At 54.7% G+C, this 20,751-nt stretch carries 17 protein-coding genes; 5 read left to right on the top strand and 12 right to left on the bottom strand.

Annotated features, from left to right (window positions below; all coding sequences use genetic code 11):
- Positions 1–6 precede the first annotated feature (6 nt).
- From fabF to gntX, 3 genes are all read right to left on the bottom strand, one after another.
- Positions 7–1,281: a beta-ketoacyl-ACP synthase II gene (fabF, locus tag IBT46_RS17885; protein WP_200546751.1), complete on the bottom strand. Its 1,275-nt coding sequence runs from the start codon at positions 1,279–1,281 to the stop codon at positions 7–9.
- Positions 1,282–1,477: 196 nt separating this feature from the next.
- Entirely contained in the window at positions 1,478–2,053 is a 576-nt protein-coding gene (gene nfuA / locus IBT46_RS17880; RefSeq protein WP_105594063.1) for a Fe-S biogenesis protein NfuA, read from the bottom strand.
- A gap of 58 nt (positions 2,054–2,111) precedes the next feature.
- Positions 2,112–2,795 carry a DNA utilization protein GntX gene (gene gntX, locus IBT46_RS17875; RefSeq protein WP_200546750.1) on the bottom strand — a complete coding sequence of 228 codons (684 nt, stop codon included), beginning with the start codon at positions 2,793–2,795 and terminating at the stop codon, positions 2,112–2,114.
- Positions 2,796–2,832: 37 nt separating this feature from the next.
- Here gntX and bioH point away from each other — a divergent pair, with 37 nt between their 5' ends.
- Together bioH and IBT46_RS17865 are read left to right on the top strand one after the other, a co-directional pair.
- The gene (gene bioH, locus IBT46_RS17870) at positions 2,833–3,597 is read left to right on the top strand and encodes a pimeloyl-ACP methyl ester esterase BioH (RefSeq protein ID WP_200546749.1); all 765 of its coding nucleotides are present in this window, start codon (positions 2,833–2,835) and stop codon (positions 3,595–3,597) included.
- A 240-nt stretch (positions 3,598–3,837) separates the two neighbouring features.
- The gene (locus IBT46_RS17865) at positions 3,838–4,104 is read left to right on the top strand and encodes a YdgH/BhsA/McbA-like domain containing protein (RefSeq protein ID WP_200546748.1); all 267 of its coding nucleotides are present in this window, start codon (positions 3,838–3,840) and stop codon (positions 4,102–4,104) included.
- A gap of 18 nt (positions 4,105–4,122) precedes the next feature.
- Here the strand turns inward: IBT46_RS17865 and IBT46_RS17860 are convergent, their stop codons facing one another.
- The 5 genes from IBT46_RS17860 to greB form a co-directional block, all read right to left on the bottom strand.
- On the bottom strand, positions 4,123–5,814 hold the full coding sequence (locus IBT46_RS17860) for an alpha-amylase family glycosyl hydrolase (RefSeq protein ID WP_200546747.1): 1,692 nt from the start codon (positions 5,812–5,814) through the stop codon (positions 4,123–4,125).
- A 104-nt stretch (positions 5,815–5,918) separates the two neighbouring features.
- Complete coding sequence (gene feoB / locus IBT46_RS17855) at positions 5,919–8,222, bottom strand: Fe(2+) transporter permease subunit FeoB (RefSeq protein ID WP_200546746.1); 2,304 nt, start codon at positions 8,220–8,222, stop codon at positions 5,919–5,921.
- Positions 8,219–8,461: a ferrous iron transporter A gene (gene feoA, locus IBT46_RS17850; RefSeq protein ID WP_200546745.1), complete on the bottom strand. Its 243-nt coding sequence runs from the start codon at positions 8,459–8,461 to the stop codon at positions 8,219–8,221. The genes feoB and feoA overlap by 4 nt, the downstream gene beginning before the upstream one ends.
- A 159-nt stretch (positions 8,462–8,620) precedes the next feature.
- On the bottom strand, positions 8,621–10,957 hold the full coding sequence (locus tag IBT46_RS17845; protein ID WP_200546744.1) for a Tex family protein: 2,337 nt from the start codon (positions 10,955–10,957) through the stop codon (positions 8,621–8,623).
- A 109-nt stretch (positions 10,958–11,066) separates the two neighbouring features.
- Positions 11,067–11,546, bottom strand: coding sequence for a transcription elongation factor GreB (greB, locus tag IBT46_RS17840; RefSeq protein ID WP_105594056.1), 480 nt, complete (start codon positions 11,544–11,546; stop codon positions 11,067–11,069).
- A 401-nt stretch (positions 11,547–11,947) separates the two neighbouring features.
- On the opposite strand from greB, the gene ompR reads away from it, so the two are divergent.
- Together ompR and envZ are read left to right on the top strand one after the other, a co-directional pair.
- Complete coding sequence (gene ompR, locus IBT46_RS17835) at positions 11,948–12,667, top strand: two-component system response regulator OmpR (protein ID WP_001157751.1); 720 nt, start codon at positions 11,948–11,950, stop codon at positions 12,665–12,667.
- On the top strand, positions 12,664–14,028 hold the full coding sequence (gene envZ / locus IBT46_RS17830) for a two-component system sensor histidine kinase EnvZ (RefSeq protein WP_200546743.1): 1,365 nt from the start codon (positions 12,664–12,666) through the stop codon (positions 14,026–14,028). Before ompR ends, envZ begins: the two co-directional genes overlap by 4 nt.
- Positions 14,029–14,071: 43 nt before the next feature.
- On the opposite strand, the gene pckA is transcribed toward envZ, so the two are convergent.
- The 4 genes from pckA to IBT46_RS17810 form a co-directional block, all read right to left on the bottom strand.
- The gene (pckA, locus tag IBT46_RS17825) at positions 14,072–15,691 is read right to left on the bottom strand and encodes a phosphoenolpyruvate carboxykinase (ATP) (protein ID WP_200546742.1); all 1,620 of its coding nucleotides are present in this window, start codon (positions 15,689–15,691) and stop codon (positions 14,072–14,074) included.
- Between the two features lie 520 nt (positions 15,692–16,211).
- Positions 16,212–17,090, bottom strand: coding sequence for an Hsp33 family molecular chaperone HslO (gene hslO / locus IBT46_RS17820; RefSeq protein ID WP_105594049.1), 879 nt, complete (start codon positions 17,088–17,090; stop codon positions 16,212–16,214).
- A 23-nt stretch (positions 17,091–17,113) separates the two neighbouring features.
- Positions 17,114–17,515, bottom strand: a complete 402-nt coding sequence (hslR, locus tag IBT46_RS17815; protein ID WP_105594048.1) for a ribosome-associated heat shock protein Hsp15 — start codon at positions 17,513–17,515, stop codon at positions 17,114–17,116.
- 117 nt (positions 17,516–17,632) lie between these two features.
- Positions 17,633–19,771, bottom strand: coding sequence for an intracellular growth attenuator family protein (locus IBT46_RS17810; RefSeq protein ID WP_200546741.1), 2,139 nt, complete (start codon positions 19,769–19,771; stop codon positions 17,633–17,635).
- Between the two features lie 403 nt (positions 19,772–20,174).
- On the opposite strand from IBT46_RS17810, the gene nudE reads away from it, so the two are divergent.
- Complete coding sequence (gene nudE / locus IBT46_RS17805) at positions 20,175–20,741, top strand: ADP compounds hydrolase NudE (protein WP_200546740.1); 567 nt, start codon at positions 20,175–20,177, stop codon at positions 20,739–20,741.
- Positions 20,742–20,751: the final 10 nt, after the last annotated feature.

The following is a 20,751-nucleotide window of genomic DNA, read 5'->3' as shown; positions in this document are numbered from 1 at the left end:
CGCAGGTTACTCTTTGAAAGCTTTAAAAATTACCGAAGCATTCACCCCGCCGAAGCCGAATCCATTCACCAGCGCGGTGTGGATCGCCATCGGACGGGCGGTATTCTGCACCACGTCTAATCCTTTCGCCGCGTCATCCAGTCGATCAATATTCAGCGACGGTGGCGCTATCTGCTGACGTATTGCCATCAGAGAGAAGATCGATCCTACTGCTCCGGCGGCACCCAGCAGGTGGCCTGTTGCCGACTTGGTGGAAGAAATCGCGGTTTTCGCGCCTTCTCCCAGCACTTTCAGCAGGGCGTTAATTTCCGCCAGATCGCCCACCGGCGTTGAGGTGGAGTGGGCGTTAACATAGTCGATATCACTGCCCGTCATTTTCGCCTGTGCGAGAGCAATTTGCATCGATCTGACTGCGCCTTCGCCATCTTCCGGCCCGGAAGTAATATGATAAGCGTCTGAGGTAGTGCCATAGCCAACGACCTCGCCGAGGATGGTTGCGCCACGCTGGCGAGCGTGCTCCAGCTCTTCCAGCACCAGCATGCCTGCCCCTTCACCCATCACGAAACCGTCCCGCCCGGCATCAAACGGCCTTGATGCCCGTTCCGGGTGTTCGTTCCAGGCGGTAGAAAGTGCGCGCGCGGCCTGGAAACCGCCCAGCGAAACCGGATTGATGCAGGACTCACTGCCGCCGACTACGGCGATATCGGCTTCGCCGCAGCGAATGGCACGCAGGCCATCGCCTATGCTCTGAATGCTGGCGGCGCAGGCGGAAACCGGCGTGCCCAGCATGCCTTTAAAGCCATATTTTATCGCTACCTGTGACGCGGCAAGGTTGGCAATAAACGAAGGAATCGTGAAGGGAGAGAGGCGACGGCTGCCTTTTTCCGCCACGGTTTTTACCGCGTTGCTGATAGCGTGGAAACCGCCGATACCGGTGGCAATAATGGTGGCAACACGCATCCGTGCCGCTTCGCTAAGGTTACGCAGGTTAGCCTGGTTTACCGCTTCTTCGGCCGCAGCCAGCGCCAGATGAATAAAACGATCGGATTTTCGCTGTTCTTTCTGCGGGATTAAAGCATCAAGATCTAAGCCATACTCAGGGTCCTGATTCACATCGGGAACCTGTCCACCCACGCGTATGGCAGTGTCGCCGTAGGCATCTGCTGGCAGTGCAGAAACACCTGACTTACCTGCAACCAGACGCTGCCAGCTGCCGTTCACGCCGTTTCCCAGAGGGCCAGTTAGCCCCATACCGGTAATAACCACTCTTATATTATTCATAGATAATGCTTTCACCCGGGTTACGAAAGGAAATTTCAGTGTACACGTGTAAGCTGAAAGATCCATAGCTAAACCTGCGTTAAGCTCTTTCTGTATAACGAACTTTTTTAAGATGCAAAAGTGAGCGAAATAGCGAGGGTGTAAATGAAAAAGGCGGCCATAAGGCCGCCCGGGAAGAGAGAATAACCGGCTGCGATCAGTAGAAGGAGTGCTCGCCGCGCTGATGCTCTGTCAGATCGCGCACGCCTTTAAGTTCAGGGAAGGCCTGCAGCATCTCTTTTTCAATCCCTTCTTTCAGGGTGACATCAACCATTGAACAGCCGTTACAGCCGCCACCGAATTGCAGAATGGCGAAGCCTTCGTCGGTGATTTCCATCAGCGAAACTTTACCGCCGTGGCTGGCCAGCTGCGGGTTGATTTGTGCCTGGAGCAGATACTCGACGCGCTCAACCAGAGGGGCATCATCGTTCACTTTACGCATTTTGGCGTTAGGCGCTTTCAGCGTCAGCTGTGAGCCGAGATTATCGGTGACGAAGTCAATTTCAGCATCTTCCAGGTACGGTGCGCTGAGTTCATCAACGAATGCCGACAGCTTGTCGAACTTCAGTTCAGTGTCGGTTGCTTCTACTGCATCGGGCGGGCAGTAGGAGACGCCGCACTCGGCGGTGGGCGTACCCGGGTTAATAACGAATACGCGAATCTGGGTGCCATCTTCCTGCTTTGACAGCAGTTTTGCAAAGTGCTCTTGTGCAGAGTCAGTAATAACGATCATGGCGATTGCTCAATAGTTAACAAAATTCATTGGTTATAATACGCCCATCTCCGACCCGCTACAAGGTTCGGCACAGGCACCATATCTGTACGCTGGCGGCACCGGCGGCCAGTAGTATACGGCTGATTTCGGCAACCGTGCTGCCGGTAGTCACGACATCATCCAGCAGGGCAATATGACGCCCGCTGACCTCCGCCATGACCCGAAAAGCACCGCGCAGGTTGCGGCGGCGGGCCAGCGCATTGAGTCGATGCTGGATTTTCCCTTTGCGGATGCGCATCAGGCCCCGGCGGTCGTAGCGGCAGCGCGTCCAGTGGGCCAGGCACTGCGCCATATCATCTAACTGATTATAGCCGCGATGCCACGCTCTGCGGGAATGCAGCGGTACACACAGTAATAAATCAGGGCGTAACAGCCCGTTATTGCGGCGTGCATCTAACCACCTTAACAAAATCAGCCGCGCCAGCATCACCGCCTGTGCGGTGGCACGATAAAATTTTAGCCGGTTCACTAAGATCTTTAACGGCGGCTGCCACGGCGTGACGGCCAGCAGATGCTGCCAGATCGGCGGGCGCAGCAGGCAGCGCCCGCAGGGGCGTGATGAATGGCCGCTGGCTAAACCACAGCGCGGGCAGCTGGGGTATTGCCGCAGTAACGCACGCAGGCAGACGCTGCACACGCCGTGGTGTGCCAGATTCAGCGGCATCTGGCATAGCCAACAGGCGGCTGGCATTGGTAGCATGATCACCTCATCGACGTTAAACACAGGACCATAACCTATGAAGCAGCTTTACTGGCAGACTATTGGCCAGGGCGATCGTCATCTTGTGCTGCTGCACGGATGGGGGCTGAATGCCAGCGTGTGGCATTGCATCAGCGATCGACTCAGCGCGCATTTTTGTCTGCACCTGGTGGATCTGCCGGGATATGGCCGCAGCCAGGGCTTTCCGGCGATGTCGCTGGATGAAATGGTGGCATCGATACTGCCGCAGGCACCCGAGAAGGCAGTATGGCTTGGCTGGTCGCTGGGCGGACTGGTTGCCAGCAGACTTGCGCTCCTGCATCCCGAGCGGGTTGAAGCCCTGATTACGGTAGCGTCTTCACCACGTTTCAGCGCCGCAGAGGATTGGCCGGGTATCCGGCCTGAAACGCTGAGCGGCTTTCAGCAGCAGCTCAGTGAAGATTTCCAGCGAACGGTTGAACGCTTCCTTGCCCTGCAAACCCTCGGCACTGAGAGCGCACGTCAGGACGCCCGTGCGCTGAAAAGTGTCGTACTGGATCATCCGATGCCGTCAGTTGAGGTGTTGAATGCCGGGCTGGAAATACTCAGGGATGTTGATTTAAGAACGGATCTGATTTCACTGAATCTTCCGCTGCTGCGTTTGTACGGTAAACTCGATGGCCTGGTGCCGCGTAAGGTTGCCCCGCTGCTGGATACGCTATGGCCAGCCAGTCCCAGCGTTATCATGGAAAAAGCCGCACATGCGCCGTTTATTTCTCACCCGGAAGAGTTTAGTCAGTATGTTATTGATTTTACGAAATAATATAAACATTCATCATGTGATTTAACTTTTTGATAACCAATTTTTTGCTCTCAGATGGCCAATAATGGTGAGTGTAAAAAAACAAGCGAATGATGGGCAGGGAAATGCCACTTTTTGCCCAAAATTTCGTAGGTTACCCGGTTGGTTTGTCTGTCAGATCCGGTTAATAATGAAGTCGGCGGCGTGAGAGTCTTTACGCTGCCGAAGTTATTCGGATCTAGCCTAAGGAGAGGACAAATCATGAAAAAAATTATTTCTGTTACTGCATTATTATTCACCGCAACGTTAGCATTTAATGCTTCAGCCGCCGAAGAAATCAGCCGCCAGCAGGTTCAGGAGATGAATCTGGATAAAATTGGTGTGATTACCACTACCGGCACCAATGCGCCAATGGATGCTAAAGCGGATCTGTCTGCCAAGGCGGATAAATTAGGCGGCCGTTACTACGTGATTATCGCCGCTGAAGAGCGTGGCCGTACGCTGGCAGAAGCTGAAGTTTATAAATAAGCCCCGTTGCATGGCGCTTTATTCCGCCTGCAGCCAGTAATAGTCACACGGGGCCAGACTGAGTGGCCCCGCTTTGTTCATCTGTTTTCCGTTAATCACGTTGCGATAGGATCTGTCATCTGGTAGCGCGTAGCTCATCGCCTTCTCACTCAAATTGTAGATGCATAGCAGGGTATCTCCGCTGCCCGGTGCTTCGCGTTGCATCACCAGCAGCGTGTTTTCGCTTTCCAGAATTTTTAGTGGATTATCGGGATGGAAAGCAGGCTGCCGCTGGCGAACCTGAATCAGTTCACGCATCGCATTAAACACCCGATGCCGCAGCGTGGCGGGATCGGTTAGGGCCTGTTCGATATCACCCAGTGAATACTTCTCTCGGTTGATGGCCCGGTTGTAGCCGGCACGCCTTACCCCTTCAACATCGTTGCGCGAGCCAAGCAGACTTTGCACATAGACCGCCGGTACGCCGGGAAACGCCAGCAGCAGCGCGTGCGCCAGCATAAAGCGCCGCAGGCGGGTGTCGTCGTCATCATCCTTTTTATTTAACGCATCCATATAGGTGACGTTAATTTCGTACGGGCTGGTGGTGCCGTCGGGATTGTTTTTATAGGAGATCAGCGCGCCTTCGTTTGCCAGGTCGCGCACCAGTGAGACGATCTCGGTTTCCGGCAGAATGCCGCGTAGCGGGTTCAGGCCGATGCCGTCGTGGGAGGCAAGGAAGTTAAAAAAGGTGGTGCTACCGCTGTTGGCGTCGAGCGATGCGGCCCACTGCTTCAGGGCGCGTGACGACCCGTAATGGATGGCGTGCAGTACCAGCGGCGGCAGCGAGAACTGGTAAACCATCTGCGCTTCATCCGTGCCGCTGCCAAAGTAGCTAATGTTATCTTTGTGCGGCACGTTGGTTTCCGTCAGGATCACCGTCCCCGGCGCGACCTCATCGGCAACGGCGCGCATCAGTTTAACCAGCTGATGAGTTTTCTCCAGGTGAATGCAGGAGGTGCCGGGAGTTTTCCACATATAGCCAACCGCATCCAGCCGCACGTAGTCTGCCCCTTTTTGCAGATAGTCCAGCAGCACCGCCATCATATCTATCAGCACTTCCGGGTTGGCAAAATTGAGGTCAATCTGGTCAGCGCTAAAGGTTGTCCAGACAAAGCGCGTTTCGCCATCGGCCAGAGTGAACGGCGTTAGCAGCGGGGAGGTGCGCGGACGGGTAACGGCACTCAGATCGGTAGCAGGCGGTATGCTGATAAAGAAGTCATCCCAGCGTGGGTCCTGTGCCAGATAGCCTTTGAACCAGCGGCTTTCTGCCGAAATATGATTACAGACAAAATCGAACATCAGCCGGGTATGCTGGTGGAGCCGGGCAATATCCTGCCAGCCTCCGCAGTGCCGATCGATGCGGTGGTAATCAATTACGGAAAAGCCATCGTCCGAGGACCACGGGAAAAACGGCAGCAGATGAACCAGGTTAAACGTTGTGTGCAGATACTGCTGATAGAAGCGGGTAAAGGTGGTTAATGTGGCGGTGCCGTCCTCGCGGAACTGGTCGGCATAGGTTATCAGTACCACATCTTTTTCATCCCAGTGCGGCTTGCGCTGATAGCGTATACGCTCACGCGCATCGTCAATTTGCGCGCGCAGCCGATGCAGCGCGGCGGGGGGAAATGAAGCGTCATAGATGCGATCGATTAAGCTACTGATGATATCCATGTGTCGTGAACGGACCACCGCAGGCGAAGAGTTCAGGCGTTATTTTTCACTGTAGACTCTGGTATCAGATTCGCAACTTCTTCTGTCCTTCCCGCCGCAGAATATTAGTGGCAGTTTTTACTTTGCTCGCAGCCTTTGCAGGCGTGAGTCATATTTTTAACCGGGATCAGCGTCGGTTTAAGCTTGATCCTGCGCAGCAGCGCCAGCACCACAATATTGACCAGCACGACGATAGCGATAATCAGGCTGCTGCTCCCCGGATGCTGCTGGAAGCAGGCTAGCTGATAAAACATCGCGGCCAGCGACCAGGCGAGATCTAAGCCCCAGAAAATGGAAAACAGCATCCAGCGGTTGCTGCTTTCACGAGCGATTGCCCCCATCACCGATACGCAGGGAACGTACAGCAAAACAAAAATCAGATAGCTGTAAGCCGCAGCATCGCTGACGAATTTACTGTGCATGGTCCCCATTGCACCGCCGGCCATTTCAGCGTCACCTTTGCTGGCTTCTATCGGGTTAGAAAGCACGCTGAGACTGAATGCGTCTTTGATGCCTTGCCAGGTTTCGTCAACGGCCTCTCGCAGCTGATCGATCAGGCTGAACTGCTCCGCATCAAAAGGCTGCTGTTGGATGGCTTCTGCGGTATACAGCGTATTCAGTGTACCGACCACGACTTCTTTTGCCATGGCACCGGTTAACAGGCCGACGGTCGCCTGCCAGTTATCGTCCGTCACGCCGATAGGGGCAAGCAGCGGTGTCAGCGTGCGGCTAACGCTGGCAAGGGCGGACTGATTCAAATCGCTGACGGGTTTTCCGCTTAACGAAAAACTATTCAGCGCACCAATCAGCATACTGACCAGCACAATCACTTTGCCAGCGCGCAGTACAAATCCGCGCAAACGCTGCCAGCTCTGTAGCAGCAGGCTTTTCAGGTGGGGAATGTGCCAGACCGGTAGTTCCATGACAAACGGGCTGGCGGTACCGCGCATCAGCGTATGTTTCAGCACCAGTCCGGTCAGGATAGCAACCACAATACCCAACACATAAAGGCTGAAGACAATGAGTGCACCGTGTTGACCAAAGAAAGCCGCCGCAAAAACGGCGAAAATTGCCAGACGCGCACCGCAGGAGATAAACGGCGCCATCAGGACGGTCATTAAGCGTTCGCGCGGTGCATCGAGCGTGCGGGCTCCCATTACGGAAGGAACGTTACAACCAAAGCCGACAATCAACGGCACAAAGGATTTACCGGGTAGCCCCAGCGCCTGCATCAGGCGATCCATGACGAAGGCGGCACGCGCCATATAGCCGGAGTCTTCCAGCAGCGACAGGAACAGAAACATCATGCCGATCTGCGGCACCAGCGGCATCACCGTATTGATCCCGCCGCCGACTCCCTGAGCGAGGAACAGCGTCAACCAGTCCGGAAAATGCAAAGTGATCCCCAGCCACTGAGTACCCTGAATAAAAATAGCGGCGGAGCCGAGATCGAACAGCGGCTGTAGCGCGCCGCCCAGGTTGATCGCCAGAAAGAACATCAGATACATCACCAGGAAAAATATCGGTAGCCCCAGCCAGCGGTTCATGACCAGCTGGTCGAGCCGCTGTGAAAAACTGATGCCAGTGGTACCGTGAACCATCGCACCCAGGCAGAGTTCATCGATTCTCTGGTAACGGCTGCTGGCGATAGCCTGTGCGGCATCATCATCGATCTTAAGGAGAAGATCCGCCAGCAGTGCGGTCGCTTCTCCTGCCTGCTGCCGGCTCCAGATATCACCCTCCAGCATTTGCAGCGCCAGCCAGCGTTGTTGTTTTTTCGGTATTGCTTCGGGCTGAGCATCCGCAAGCTTAGCGATCGCGTCCTGTAGCGTCTGTGGATAGTCGACGATCGGATTGGGTGCGCTGCGATCGTGACGATCGATAGCCTGTTTAAGTGCATCAATACCCTGACCTCGGGTAGAGATCAGCGGTACGACCGGGCAACCCAGCGCCAGCGAGAGCGCGTCGCTATCAATATTGATCTGCTGACGATCGGCGATATCCAGCATATTCAGCGCAACGATGCACGGCTGCCCCATTTCCAGCAGCTGGGTGGTGAGATACAGATTGCGCGCCAGATTGCTGGCATCCACCACATTAATCACCAGGTCTGCTTCCCCGCCAAGCAGATAATGGCAGGCTATTTGCTCGTCCAGCGACGCCTGCGTGGACAGCGTCGTCAGCGAATAGGTACCGGGAAGATCCACCAGCCGCACCTGATTCTGTGGGGTACTGAACAACCCCTCTTTGCGCTCAACGGTGACGCCCGCCCAGTTACCAACCCGCTGCCGCGATCCGGTCAACTGATTAAAAAGGGTGGTTTTACCCACATTTGGGTTACCGGTGAGTGCGATAGTACAGGATTTCATATTTCTGCCCCGGCGGCGGCCAGGCTTTCGAGCTGAAGCAGGGCGAGATCTTTCTTACGTAGCATCAGGCTGATTCGCGATGTTTTTATTTGTAATGGATCGCCGAGCGGCGCGATGCGAACCAGCTGAAATGTGGAACCGGGTAGCAAGCCCAGGGCCATCAGTTTCTGTCGAAATACCGGGCTGACCTCGGGAGAAAAACGAAGAATGCGATAACGCTGTTTTGGTATCAGTTGCATGCCTGTGCCCGCCACATGGATAAAAATGAGTGATAATCAACCGATGCAAATTTTAATGAGAGTGATTATCGCTGGTATTGATATGGCGCAATGTTGGCACTGCAAGTGGCAGCAGATCGTAGCAAAGAGGGCGGATCGGCCGATCCGCCCGTGGAGCTGTTAGCGTTTTTTACCGAATGCGGCAGCCAGCGCATCGCCCATTGCGCTGTTACCCGCAGGCTGTGCGGCAGGGCGTTTAGTGCTTTTCGCCGGGCGGGCGTTGTCCCGGTTATTGGCGTTGCTGTTAGTGTTGCCGCCGCCGCGACGGGCGTTGGTTTCCCCCGGCTGTTCGTCAAGACGCATGGTCAGGGCGATGCGTTTGCGCTGCAAATCCACTTCCATGACCTTCACTTTGACAATATCCCCGGCTTTCACCACTTTGTGCGGGTCGTCGACAAACTTATCCGACAGCGAGGAGATATGCACCAGCCCGTCCTGATGTACGCCGATATCAACGAAGGCACCAAAGTTGGTGACATTGGTAACGGAGCCTTCCAGTACCATGCCCGGCAGCAGATCGTTCAGGGTGTCCACGCCTTCAGCAAACTGAGCGGTTTTGAACTCAGGGCGCGGGTCGCGGCCTGGTTTTTCCAGCTCTTTGATGATGTCGCTGACCGTAGGCACGCCGAAACGCTCATCGGTGAAATCCACCGCTTTCAGGTTGCGTAGTTCGCTGGGGTTACCCATCAGATCGCCCAGCGACTGCCCGGTTGATGCCAGGATACGTTCAACGACCGGATAGGCTTCCGGGTGAACGGTAGAGGCGTCCAGCGGGTTATCCCCCTGGCTGATGCGCAGGAAGCCGGCGCATTGCTCAAACGCTTTCGGCCCCAGACGGCTGACTTTCAGCAGCTGCTGGCGGTTCTGGAAGCGGCCGTTTTCATCGCGCCAGCTGACAATGTTCTGGGCAATCATTTTGCTCAGTCCCGCCACGCGGGTCAGCAGTGGTACTGAGGCGGTGTTGAGATCCACGCCGACGCCGTTAACACAGTCTTCCACCACGGCATCCAGCTTTTTCGCCAGCTGGCTCTGGCTGACGTCGTGCTGGTACTGACCGACGCCGATGGATTTCGGGTCGATTTTCACCAGCTCGGAGAGCGGGTCCTGCAGGCGGCGGGCAATGGAGACCGCGCCGCGAATCGATACATCCAGATCGGGGAATTCCTGTGCTGCCAGCTCGGAAGCCGAGTAAACGGATGCACCGGCCTCGCTGACGATCACTTTCTGGCCCTGTACCTGCGGGAACTGTTTTTGTACATCCAGGTAGAAGCGCTCGGTCTCGCGGGAGGCGGTTCCGTTACCGATAGCGGTCAGCTCCACATGGTGTTTCGCACACAGCGCGGCAACGGCGGAAGCCGCTTTGGCGATTTGCCCGGTGTGTGGGTAAATGGTATCCGTAGCAACCAGCTTGCCGGTGGCGTCAACCACGGCCACTTTCACCCCGGTACGCAGGCCCGGGTCAAGGCCCATGGTGGCGCGCATGCCCGCCGGTGCTGCCATCAGCAGGTCGTGCAGGTTACGGGCAAAGACGTTAATTGCTTCATCTTCCGCGCGCTCGCGTACCGTGCCCATCAGCTCCGTTTCCAGGTGCAGCAGGACTTTGATGCGCCAGGTCCAGCTGACCACGGCTTTACGCCATGCATCGGCAGGCGCGTTGTTGAGGCGCAGGCCGAGATGATCGGTGACGATCTGCTCGCCGTGGCTTTCACGCGGCGGTTCATCAAACTGGGGATCGGCATTCAGCGACAGCTGCAAAATACCTTCGTTGCGGCCGCGAAACATCGCCAGCGCGCGGTGTGAAGGCACGGTGGCCAGCGCTTCATGATGGTCGAAGTAGTCGCGGAACTTGGCACCTTCGTCCTCTTTACCTTCAATGACGCGGGATACCAGGTGGGCGTTTTTCCACAGGTAGTCACGCACTTTCGCCAGCAGCGACGCGTCTTCGGCAAACCGTTCCATCAGAATATAGCGCGCGCCGTCGAGGGCGGCTTTCACATCTGCGACGCCTTTATCGGCATCGACAAAGCCCGCAGCCCGCTGTTCTGGGTCCTGCGACGGGTCCTGCCACAGCGTATCGGCCAATGGCTCCAGCCCGGCTTCAATGGCGATCTGCCCACGGGTGCGGCGCTTCGGTTTATAGGGGAGGTAGAGATCTTCCAGCTCGGTTTTGCTCATCGTGCCGTTAATGGCGGCGGCAAGTTCGTTGCTCAGCTTGCCCTGATCATCAATGGATTTCAGAATCGACTGGCGGCGATCTTCCAGTTCGCGCAGATACCCGAGGCGCGTCTCCAGCGTACGCAGCTGGGTATCGTCCAGCCCTCCGGTCACTTCCTTACGATAGCGGGCAATAAACGGAACGGTATTGCCTTCGTCCAGCAGGCGAACAGCGGCTTCTACCTGTTCTGCTCTGGCCTTGAGTTCATCTGCAATAATGCGGCTCAGCGAATCTTTCATCATTGGGATACTTTTTTGGCTTAAGAAATAGGGGACAGTTATACGGATTGCAGGCGAAAAATGCCAACCCTGAGGCGGTGTAATCGTGATGCAACCGGTTATCGCCGCGTAATTAGGACTCTTCTATATAGCTGATATCGTTCACGTACCAGAGAGCGTCACCTACCGGGGTATGCACGGTGGCGGCATCGCCCACTTCTTTTTTCAGCAGCGCACGGGCCATCGGCGAGTCGATAGAAATATAGTCGTTGCGCCCGAAGATTTCGTCATAGCCGACGATGCGAAAGCGTTTGATGTCGCCGTCGTCGTTTTCCACCTCAACCCACGCGCCGAAAAACACTTTGCCATCCTGCTGCGGTGAATAATCGACAATACGCAGCTGCTCCAGGCATTTGGTCAGATAGCGCACCCGGCGGTCGATCTCACGCAGGCGCTTTTTATTGTACTGGTAGTCGGCGTTTTCGCTGCGGTCGCCGAGGCTGGCAGCCCAGGTCACTTTTTTTGTCACTTCCGGGCGTTCTTCACGCCACAGGTAGTCCAGTTCCTGCTTCAGCAGGTTGTAGCCGCCGCGGGTGATCAGTTTGGTTTTCATCGTTAACCCATGCCGTAACCAGAGAAAACGCTATTTTGTGATGAGATGAGGCGGGGATGCAACCCACAGGAGTGACCCCTTACATCAATCCATCAGGCTCAACGGTTGGGGCAGCGAATAAAAAGAAGACAGGCTCTTGAGGCAAATAATGTAAATCTGCACGGATGAAACGGTTTCGATAAAGCTTCACGGATTTATCGCTTTAGCCGCTGTTTGCGCTAAGAATTTTTTATTTACGTACGTGATCGGTAGCGCGTTTAACGAAGAATTTTAAGGATAACCTACTGTTTAATATGCTTTGTAACAATTTCAGCTACAATATAAACCATTATTGGCTGTTACATTCAGGCTTATTTTTTGAAAATATCAGCTTCAGGCAATAGCGCCTTGGGAGTATCGAAATGCAAGAGAACTACAAAATTCTGGTAGTAGATGACGACATGCGTTTGCGTGCGTTGCTGGAGCGTTATTTAACCGAGCAGGGTTTCCAGGTACGTAGCGTGGCGAATGCCGAGCAGATGGATCGCTTGCTGACCCGGGAATCCTTCCACCTGATGGTGCTGGACCTGATGCTACCTGGTGAAGATGGATTATCTATCTGCCGCCGTCTGCGCAGTCAGAGCAACCCGATGCCGATTATTATGGTGACGGCGAAAGGGGAAGAAGTGGATCGTATCGTTGGCCTGGAAATCGGTGCCGATGACTATATTCCGAAACCGTTTAACCCACGTGAGCTGCTGGCCCGTATTCGTGCAGTGTTACGCCGTCAGGCTAACGAGCTGCCGGGTGCGCCATCTCAGGAAGAAGCGGTTATCGCCTTCGGTAAGTTTAAGCTGAACCTCGGCACCCGCGAAATGTTCCGTGAAGATGAACCCATGCCGCTGACCAGCGGTGAGTTTGCGGTGCTGAAGGCACTGGTTAGCCATCCACGTGAGCCGCTTTCACGCGACAAACTGATGAACCTGGCCCGTGGCCGCGAGTACAGCGCGATGGAGCGTTCTATCGACGTGCAGATTTCACGCCTGCGCCGTATGGTGGAGGAAGATCCTGCGCACCCGCGTTACATCCAGACCGTTTGGGGCCTGGGTTACGTATTCGTGCCGGACGGCAGTAAAGCATGAGGCGAATCCGCTTCTCACCCCGCAGTTCATTTGCCCGAACCCTGTTATTGATCGTTACCCTGCTGTTCGTCAGCCTGGTAACGACCTATCTGGTCGTTCTGAACTTTGCCATTTTGCCGAGCCTGCAGCAGTTTAATAAGGTGCTGGCTTACGAAGTGCGCATGCTGATGACCGACAGGTTGCAGCTTGAGGATGGCACGCAGCTGGAAGTCCCGCCTGCGTTCCGTCGTGAGATTTATCGCGAGCTGGGCATTTCGCTGTACACCAATGCGGCGGCGGAAGAGAGCGGATTACGCTGGGCGCAGCATTACGAGTTCCTTAGCCAGCAGATGGCGCAGCAGCTGGGCGGCCCGACCGATGTGCGCGTTGAAGTTAACAAGAATTCCCCGGTTGTCTGGCTGAAAACCTGGCTGTCTCCGGATATTTGGGTGCGTGTGCCGCTGACCGAAATCCATCAGGGAGACTTCTCTCCGCTGTTCCGCTATACGCTGGCGATCATGTTACTGGCGATAGGCGGCGCATGGCTGTTTATACGAATACAAAACCGACCCCTCGTCGAGCTGGAGCATGCCGCCCTGCAGGTGGGTAAAGGCGTGATCCCGCCACCGCTGCGTGAATACGGTGCTTCTGAAGTCCGTTCGGTCACGCGTGCATTTAATCAGATGGCCGCAGGGGTCAAGCAGCTGGCTGACGATCGTACGCTGCTGATGGCCGGTGTCAGCCACGACCTGCGCACGCCGCTGACGCGTATTCGTCTGGCAACGGAGATGATGTCGGAGCAGGATGGCTATCTGGCCGAGTCGATCAACAAAGATATCGAAGAGTGTAATGCGATTATCGAACAGTTTATTGACTATCTGCGCACCGGGCAGGAAATGCAGTTTGAATACGCCGATCTTAACGGCGTGTTGGGTGAAGTCATTGCGGCAGAAAGTGGCTACGAAAGAGAGATTGAAAGCTCGGTGATGCCGGTCGAACTGATGGTCGATATCAACCCGCTGGCGATCAAACGTGCGGTAGCTAACCTGGTGGTCAACGCTGCGCGGTATGGTAACGGCTGGATTAAAGTCAGTTCAGGTCGCGAACTCCAGCGTGCCTGGTTCCAGATTGAGGACGATGGTCCGGGTATTGAACCCGATCAGCTTCAGCATTTGTTCCAGCCTTTCGTACGGGGTGACAGCGCCCGTAGTACCAGCGGAACCGGGTTGGGGTTGGCGATAGTGCAGCGCATTATTGATGCCCACCAGGGTGGACTGGAGATTGGTAAAAGTGAAAAAGGCGGCTTGTCGGTTCGTGCCTGGCTTCCCCTACCTGAGTTTCTTGCACCCGGTGCGGGTGGCCTGCCACAGCATCGTAGCTGATGAGTAGAAAATGGACCGCCATGCGGTCCATTTTTTTGCTTTTTTACAGCTTCGGTCCCGCTTTCACCAGCGCTGCACCGGCTTTAGTGTCGGTAAATTTATCGAAGTTGTCGATAAACCGCTGCGCCAGGTCGCGTGCCTTCGCTTGCCACTCTGCTTCGCCGCCCCACGAGTGGCGAGGGTCCAGCAGACTGGCATCGACGCCCGGCAGCGACAGCGGGATTTCCAGATTAAAGACGGGCAGCGTGACGGTATCGGCTTTATCAATCTCACCGCTCAGAATCGTATTGATAATCGCCCGTGCGTCCTTCAGCGAAATACGTTTACCGCTGCCGTTCCAGCCGGTATTGACCAGCCACGCCTGCGCTCCGGCGGCTTCCATTCTTTTTACCAGCACCTCAGCATATTGGGTGGGATGCAGCGTCAGGAAGGCTGCCCCGAAGCAGGCAGAGAAGGTTGGCGTGGGTTCGGTAATACCGCGCTCGGTGCCGGCCAGCTTAGCCGTAAAGCCGGAAAGGAAGTGGTACTGGGTTTGATCGGCCGTAAGACGTGATACCGGCGGCAACACACCAAAGGCATCAGCGGTGAGGAATATCACTTTTTTCGCATGGCCCGCTTTTGAAACGGGCTTGGCGATATTATCGATATGATAAATCGGATAAGAAACGCGGGTGTTTTCCGTCTTACTGCCATCGTCATAGTCAACCGAACCGTCAGCACGCACGACGACGTTTTCCAGCAGCGCGTCGCGGCGGATAGCATGATAGATCTCTGGTTCAGCCTGCTCGGAGAGCTTGATGGTCTTCGCGTAGCAGCCCCCTTCGAAGTTAAATATGCCATCATCATCCCAGCCGTGTTCATCATCGCCAATCAGCCTGCGCTGCGGATCGGTGGAGAGCGTGGTTTTCCCGGTGCCGGACAGGCCGAAGAACACCGCAACATCACCTTTTTCACCGACGTTGGCCGAGCAGTGCATTGAGGCAATACCCTTTAGCGGCAGCAGATAGTTCATGATGGCAAACAGGCCTTTCTTCATTTCGCCGCCGTACCATGTCCCGCCAATCAACTGCATTTTTTCGGTCAGGTTAAAGGCAACAAAATTTTCCGAGTTCAGCCCCTGTTGCTGCCAGTCAGGATTGGTGCATTTGGCCCCGTTCATCACCACAAAATCAGGCTTAAAGTGAGCCAGGCCTGCTGCATCCGGGCGGATAAACATATTTTTGACGAAGTGAGCCTGCCAGGCGACTTCGGTAATAAAGCGCACGCTCAGGCGGGTATCCGGGTTGGCACCGCACCAGGTATCCACCACGAACAGCCGCTTGCCGGAAAGCTGGCGTGAAACCAGAGTTTTCAGCGCTTGCCAGGTTTCCTGTGAAAGCGGGTGGTTATCATTTTTTCCTTTCCCTTCATCACTCCACCACAGCGTGCTGCGGGTAGTCTCATCGCGGACCAGATACTTATCTTTCGGCGAACGGCCGGTAAAAATTCCGGTATCCACGGCAATGGCACCCGACTGAGTGACGATACCGAGCTCAAAGCCGGTTAAACCGGGTTGGGTCTCTTCCTTAAACAGCGTGTCATAATCTGGATTATGAACCACCTCAACCGTATCAGTGATGCCATAAGCGACGAGGTCCAGGCCGGTCAGGTCGTTAGTGCGCATATTACTGCTCCTTATCTCGGTTTTTTACTACAGCAAAGTGTAAGGGTATTTCGATTGCTTCACCGTGATAACCCGCAGGTTCCTGATGCGGGAGAGGGGAGCCATCACGATCGCGCGCAGTTTACTCCTCTCGCCTGGGAGGGAAAGGAGCGGAAGACAGAAATGAGAGGAGGAGCATAAAACACTGAAAAGTACCGTAACATAACGCATTAAAAGAGTATTTATGCGGATTTAAGGAGTGGTAAGTTTCGATGAAAAAGTCTTTTCTGCGATGTCAGCGCAGTTCACTTTTCTACGACAGTGGATGACGGGAAACGACAACATCGGGTGAGTAGATTGACTTATTGCCATTGCATCACCAATACAGCGGAAGCGGATTTATAACCCGTTGTAGTCCCGGTGCAGATTGCCTCGAAGTTGACTTTAAAATTGGATGTAACGAGGTAAAAAAGCCAAAAAAAAGAGCAGCTAACGTAGCTGCTCCTTTATATTTCAATGGATTATTATCCATTGCGGAGAATCAATGAACCTGTTCCGCCTCGCCCGCTGAACCATTGCGAATTGCCGCAATATCTACAGAATCATAAACATAATGGCTGCCGCAGTAGTCACAGTGCATATCAATCTGGCCATCTTCTTCCAGAATCTGATTCACTTCATCCTGCGCCAGGGAGAGCAGCACTTCACCACAGCGTTCACGGGAGCAGGAGCATTTGAAGACCACGCTTTGCGGATCGTAAACGGTCACCTCTTCTTCGTGATACAGACGCCACAGCACCTCGTTGGCCGGCAGGCCAAGCAGCTCTTCGGTTTTGATAGTTTCGGTCAGGGTGGTGAGGTGGTTAAAGTCATCAAGACTTGCATCCTGAGCTGGCAGTACCTGTAGCAGGATACCTGCTGTACCCGCTAAACCATTGTGCTCGCCGGTGCGAATAAACAGTCGTGTTGGCAGCTGCTCAGAACGCATGAAGTAGTCTTCCAGGCAGGCAGCAAGCGTATCGCCTTCCAGGCCAACCACACCCTGATAGCGTTCGCCTTCTTTCGGAGAAATGGTAATCACCAGGTAGCCGTTACCGACCATCTCTTTCAGGCTGCTGCCTTCAGCGATCTCGCCCTGAGTGCGGGCTACGCCGCGCATTTCCTGTTGATTATTCCCGTTGATCACTGCCAGATTCAGCGGACCGTCACCCTGTAATTGAACGGTAATATCGCCGTCAAATTTCAGCGTTGCGGTCAGCAGGCTGGTCGCTACCAGCAGTTCGCCGAGGAGCTGCTGCACCGGCTGCGGATAATCGTGGCCGTCGATGATATCGCGCCAGGTTTGGGAAGCGGTGACCAGCTCGCCACGCACGGCGTGGTTTTCAAACAGGTAACGGTGCATTTGGTCTTGCTGGGACATATTATTTCTCTCTTAATGGCGGATTACTCGTCGCCAGAATTTTTAAATTTCATCAGGTCACGGCGCTCTTTTTTATCCGGTCGCCGGTCAGGATGCGGCATGGTGAGCGCGTTCATTTTTCGCGCCAGTGCCACTTTTTCCCGTTTTTCAATGCTCTGTTCCGTTTCGCGGTACAGCAGCTGCGCTTCCGTTGCGGGGCCTCGCTTGTCGCTAACTGCCTGAATAACAACCGTACGTTCATCGTTACCCTGGCGCAGGGTCAGCTCAGCGGCCACTTCTACCAGTTTGCTGGGTTTGCTGCGCTGACCGTTGTAATGGACTTTGCCACCTTCGATCATTTCACGCGCGACGGCGCGGGTTTTGTAAAAACGCGCAGCCCAGAGCCATTTATCGAGTCTGACCCCTTCTGTGGGTTTTTCTTTCATCGCTGCTCCTGTCGGGAAGCCCCTTATGTATGGGCCAACCCCGTTACTTTCAAGCTGCAGATTGGTAAGCGTTGAGGCTGGTCATAAACAGCCTTAAAAATAGCACAGATGCGCGGGTCAAAACATTGGCCGCACGGAGCGGATGTTACTCAGGGTATGATTAAGACAGGTATCGTAATAACGCTGGATCTCCTGCAGGCGAATGCGATTGCGGTTCATCCTGCGTAGCGCTAACAGCAGATTGATCGTCACCATTGCCGCCAGGATCAGCAGCAGCAGGCTGGTGCCAAGATAGCGCCAGAGAGTCACTGAATTCGGTTCGCTGTGAAGAGCAATATGCCGGGTGCCATTGGCATCCGTTGAGATATTGGTGACGATGCCGTTGGCGGTAAACGGCGTTTGCAGCAGCATACCGGCCAGCCGCTGCAACTCCGGCCACTGGTCGGGAGCGTTGTAATCAAACAGTGACACGGACGGTGCCGGGTGGCTGACCAGAGAACGGCCTTCATCGCTATAGATTAAAAAACCTCCCGGTGGCGGGCTGTTGAGCATCTCCGCGGCGCGGCGCGTTTCGCGATAGAAAAACGTTGATGTGGCGGTATTCACCAGATTTTCCAGCGCCTCGGCGCTGACCGGGCGCAGCAGGACGTTCATACCGCTCAGTGCCCCGGAATTGGCACGGCGCACCAGCGTGGTCCAGTCTTTGGCATTACCGAGGTTAACCAGCGCGTTTTTCAACCGTACGCAATCCAGCTTTTGGCTGCACAGGTCCTGAGTTTTCAGCACGATATCGGAAAAATCATCCAGCAGGATCATCCCGGATTTCTGAATTGCCGTGGCCAACTGCGGATTCAGCTTGGGGTCGGTGTTAGTCTGCGGATGGAGCTGCTGGCGAGTGGTATCCAGCAGTGCCGCTGCCTTATCGATAATATCCGACTGCGGCAGAGGCAGGGCCGGAGCGTTATTCCAGTAGAGTGCAGAACAATCAAACGGCATGAAAGCGTAGCTACGATTGCCCTGGTAGGCCGCAGGGATGGAACACATACCTGTCCCCTGAACCTTCAGACTGTCACCAATGTGCAGCGTTGTTTTCTCCAGATCGGCAATCCGGGTAACCTGTAAGCTGTCTGTACCTTTGATCCAGGCCATGCTGAGCTTCAGCGGCATACTCAAAGGGATAAGGGCAATCAACAGCACCATCACCACCAGTGAACAGCCGGCAAGCACGAGGTTTTTTCGCCAGCGCTGTATAGGGAAATTACGCACCTCATCCTGTAACGACAAAAAGCGCCCCTGACGCACAACATGACGGTTAAGGTAGATATCAATTTCAGTCGTTTGCCCCAGATCCTGGGCCAGATAGTCCTGCCAGTGCGTGGGATAAATCAGATCAATACTGCCTAAAGAGATATTGCTCGCCTGCCCCTGGTTTGATTCACCGAACAGTCCCCAGCGCTTTGGCGCGCCCCTCAGGCAGTGTATTTCCCGCAGGTCGCTGTCGGCAGGGCGACGGTAAAGGAACCATCCGCTCACCAGTATCATGGTTATCCCGGCCAGTACCAGCCACGGTGTCAGCATGATTGGGCTGATAAGGCTGAAGAAGAACAGCAGCAGCGCGGTGCCAATCACCAGCGCCTCGCGCGTACCTTCCGGGCGGCTGAGCGCATGCTCTTCCGGGCTTTCTTTACGGACGCTGAGCAGTTCAATTTGTTCGCTTTCCGCCTTGCGGATGGAGGCATTCGGCGTCGTTGTTCGCAGCGCGGGTGCTAAAACGGGCATATCCCAGTTGTACTGAGTCAGCTGGTGCCCGTTCAACGAGATCACCAGTGGGATGGTCTGCGTTTTGATCAGCTCGACGTAGTTTTCGTCGGTAATGTACTGTTCCCACTGCGGCGGGAGGTGAACTTCGACCGAATCAAGATAGTAGCGCCACTTATGCGGTTCGTCCGTGGAGAGCCCGTAGCGTGTTATGGCACGCGTGACGGGATAGACGTTATTACTTTGTGAGGTCAGCACCAGCTGTTCCTGCGCACTGCTGGCTCCGGTAGGTAAGACGGTGGAACGGCTGCGGGCCAGAGATGACAGGTAGCGCTCAACGGCCGCGCGTTCTTCGTCGCTCAGCTTACGTTGGGGCGGGCTTAAGAATGGTAGAGGCTTAGCCAGCGGTGAGCGACGGCGTAGTGCATACCAAAATACACAACCCGCTACAATTGAGCAGGCCAGTATGGCAAGCAATATGCTAACTAGTGTGCCCATGCTTCCCTCATTCCTGCCACGGTGCTCCTGTTACGGTTCTGGCGAACGGCTTCGGTCATATCTAAACCAATGACGGTGGGCTCAGATTGTGCTGACAATCCGCGTTGAAATTATAAATAGTTATTAAAATCATAATGATAAAATAATAGCATGCCTTTCCTTGCCTAAATCTTACCAGGCATTTGCAGTATTAAGAATCGGTATAATCCTATTTCCCACCGCTAAGATTGACTTTTATTAAAAGATTTTCCTCATATTAACAATGATTTGTTATAAATAAGCAAAATGATCCGTGCGATGATTGGCATCCTGATGCGGCTACCGCACAATAGTGTAAATATGGTCAGCGTTCTGCCTTGTGCGGGCGATGACGTTTAATCTTCGGCTTATTCCTGGGGCCCTTATGACCAGACAATTACAGAAACCTGAAATCCTCAATGTTGAGGCCGTTGCCCGCTCGCGGTTGTTTACCGTTGAAGCCGTGGATCTGGTCTTCAGTAACGGGGCCCGCCGGGTATATGAGCGGATGCGTCCCTCCGACCGCGAAGCGGTGATGATTGTACCGATTATTGACGATCATCTGATCCTGATTCAGGAGTATGCCGTTGGCCTGGAAAGTTATGAACTGGGTTTCCCCAAAGGGCTGATTGATCCGGGTGAAACGCCGTTTGAGGCAGCAAATCGCGAGCTGAAAGAAGAAGCCGGTTTCGGGGCGCAGCAGCTTGAAACACTGGGTAAGCTCACCATGGCTCCCTCCTATTTCTCCAGCAAGATGAATATTGTAGTGGCCGAGGGCCTTTATCCGGAAAAGCTGGAAGGGGATGAACCGGAGCCGCTGCCGCAGCTGCGCTGGCCGCTGGATAACCTGCTGGCTTTACTGGATGAGCCGGATTTTCGTGAAGCACGTAACGTCAGTGCGCTGTTCCTTGTGCGTGAATGGCTGGTGAGGCAGGGAAGGCTCAGCTACTGACCGCCAGCGA

It is taken from the genome of Erwinia sp. S38 (assembly GCF_016624545.1).
Lineage (GTDB): Bacteria > Pseudomonadota > Gammaproteobacteria > Enterobacterales > Enterobacteriaceae > Erwinia > Erwinia coffeiphila.
The sequence above is the reverse complement of the archived record's forward strand: the minus strand, read 5'-3'. Positions and strand labels throughout refer to the sequence as shown.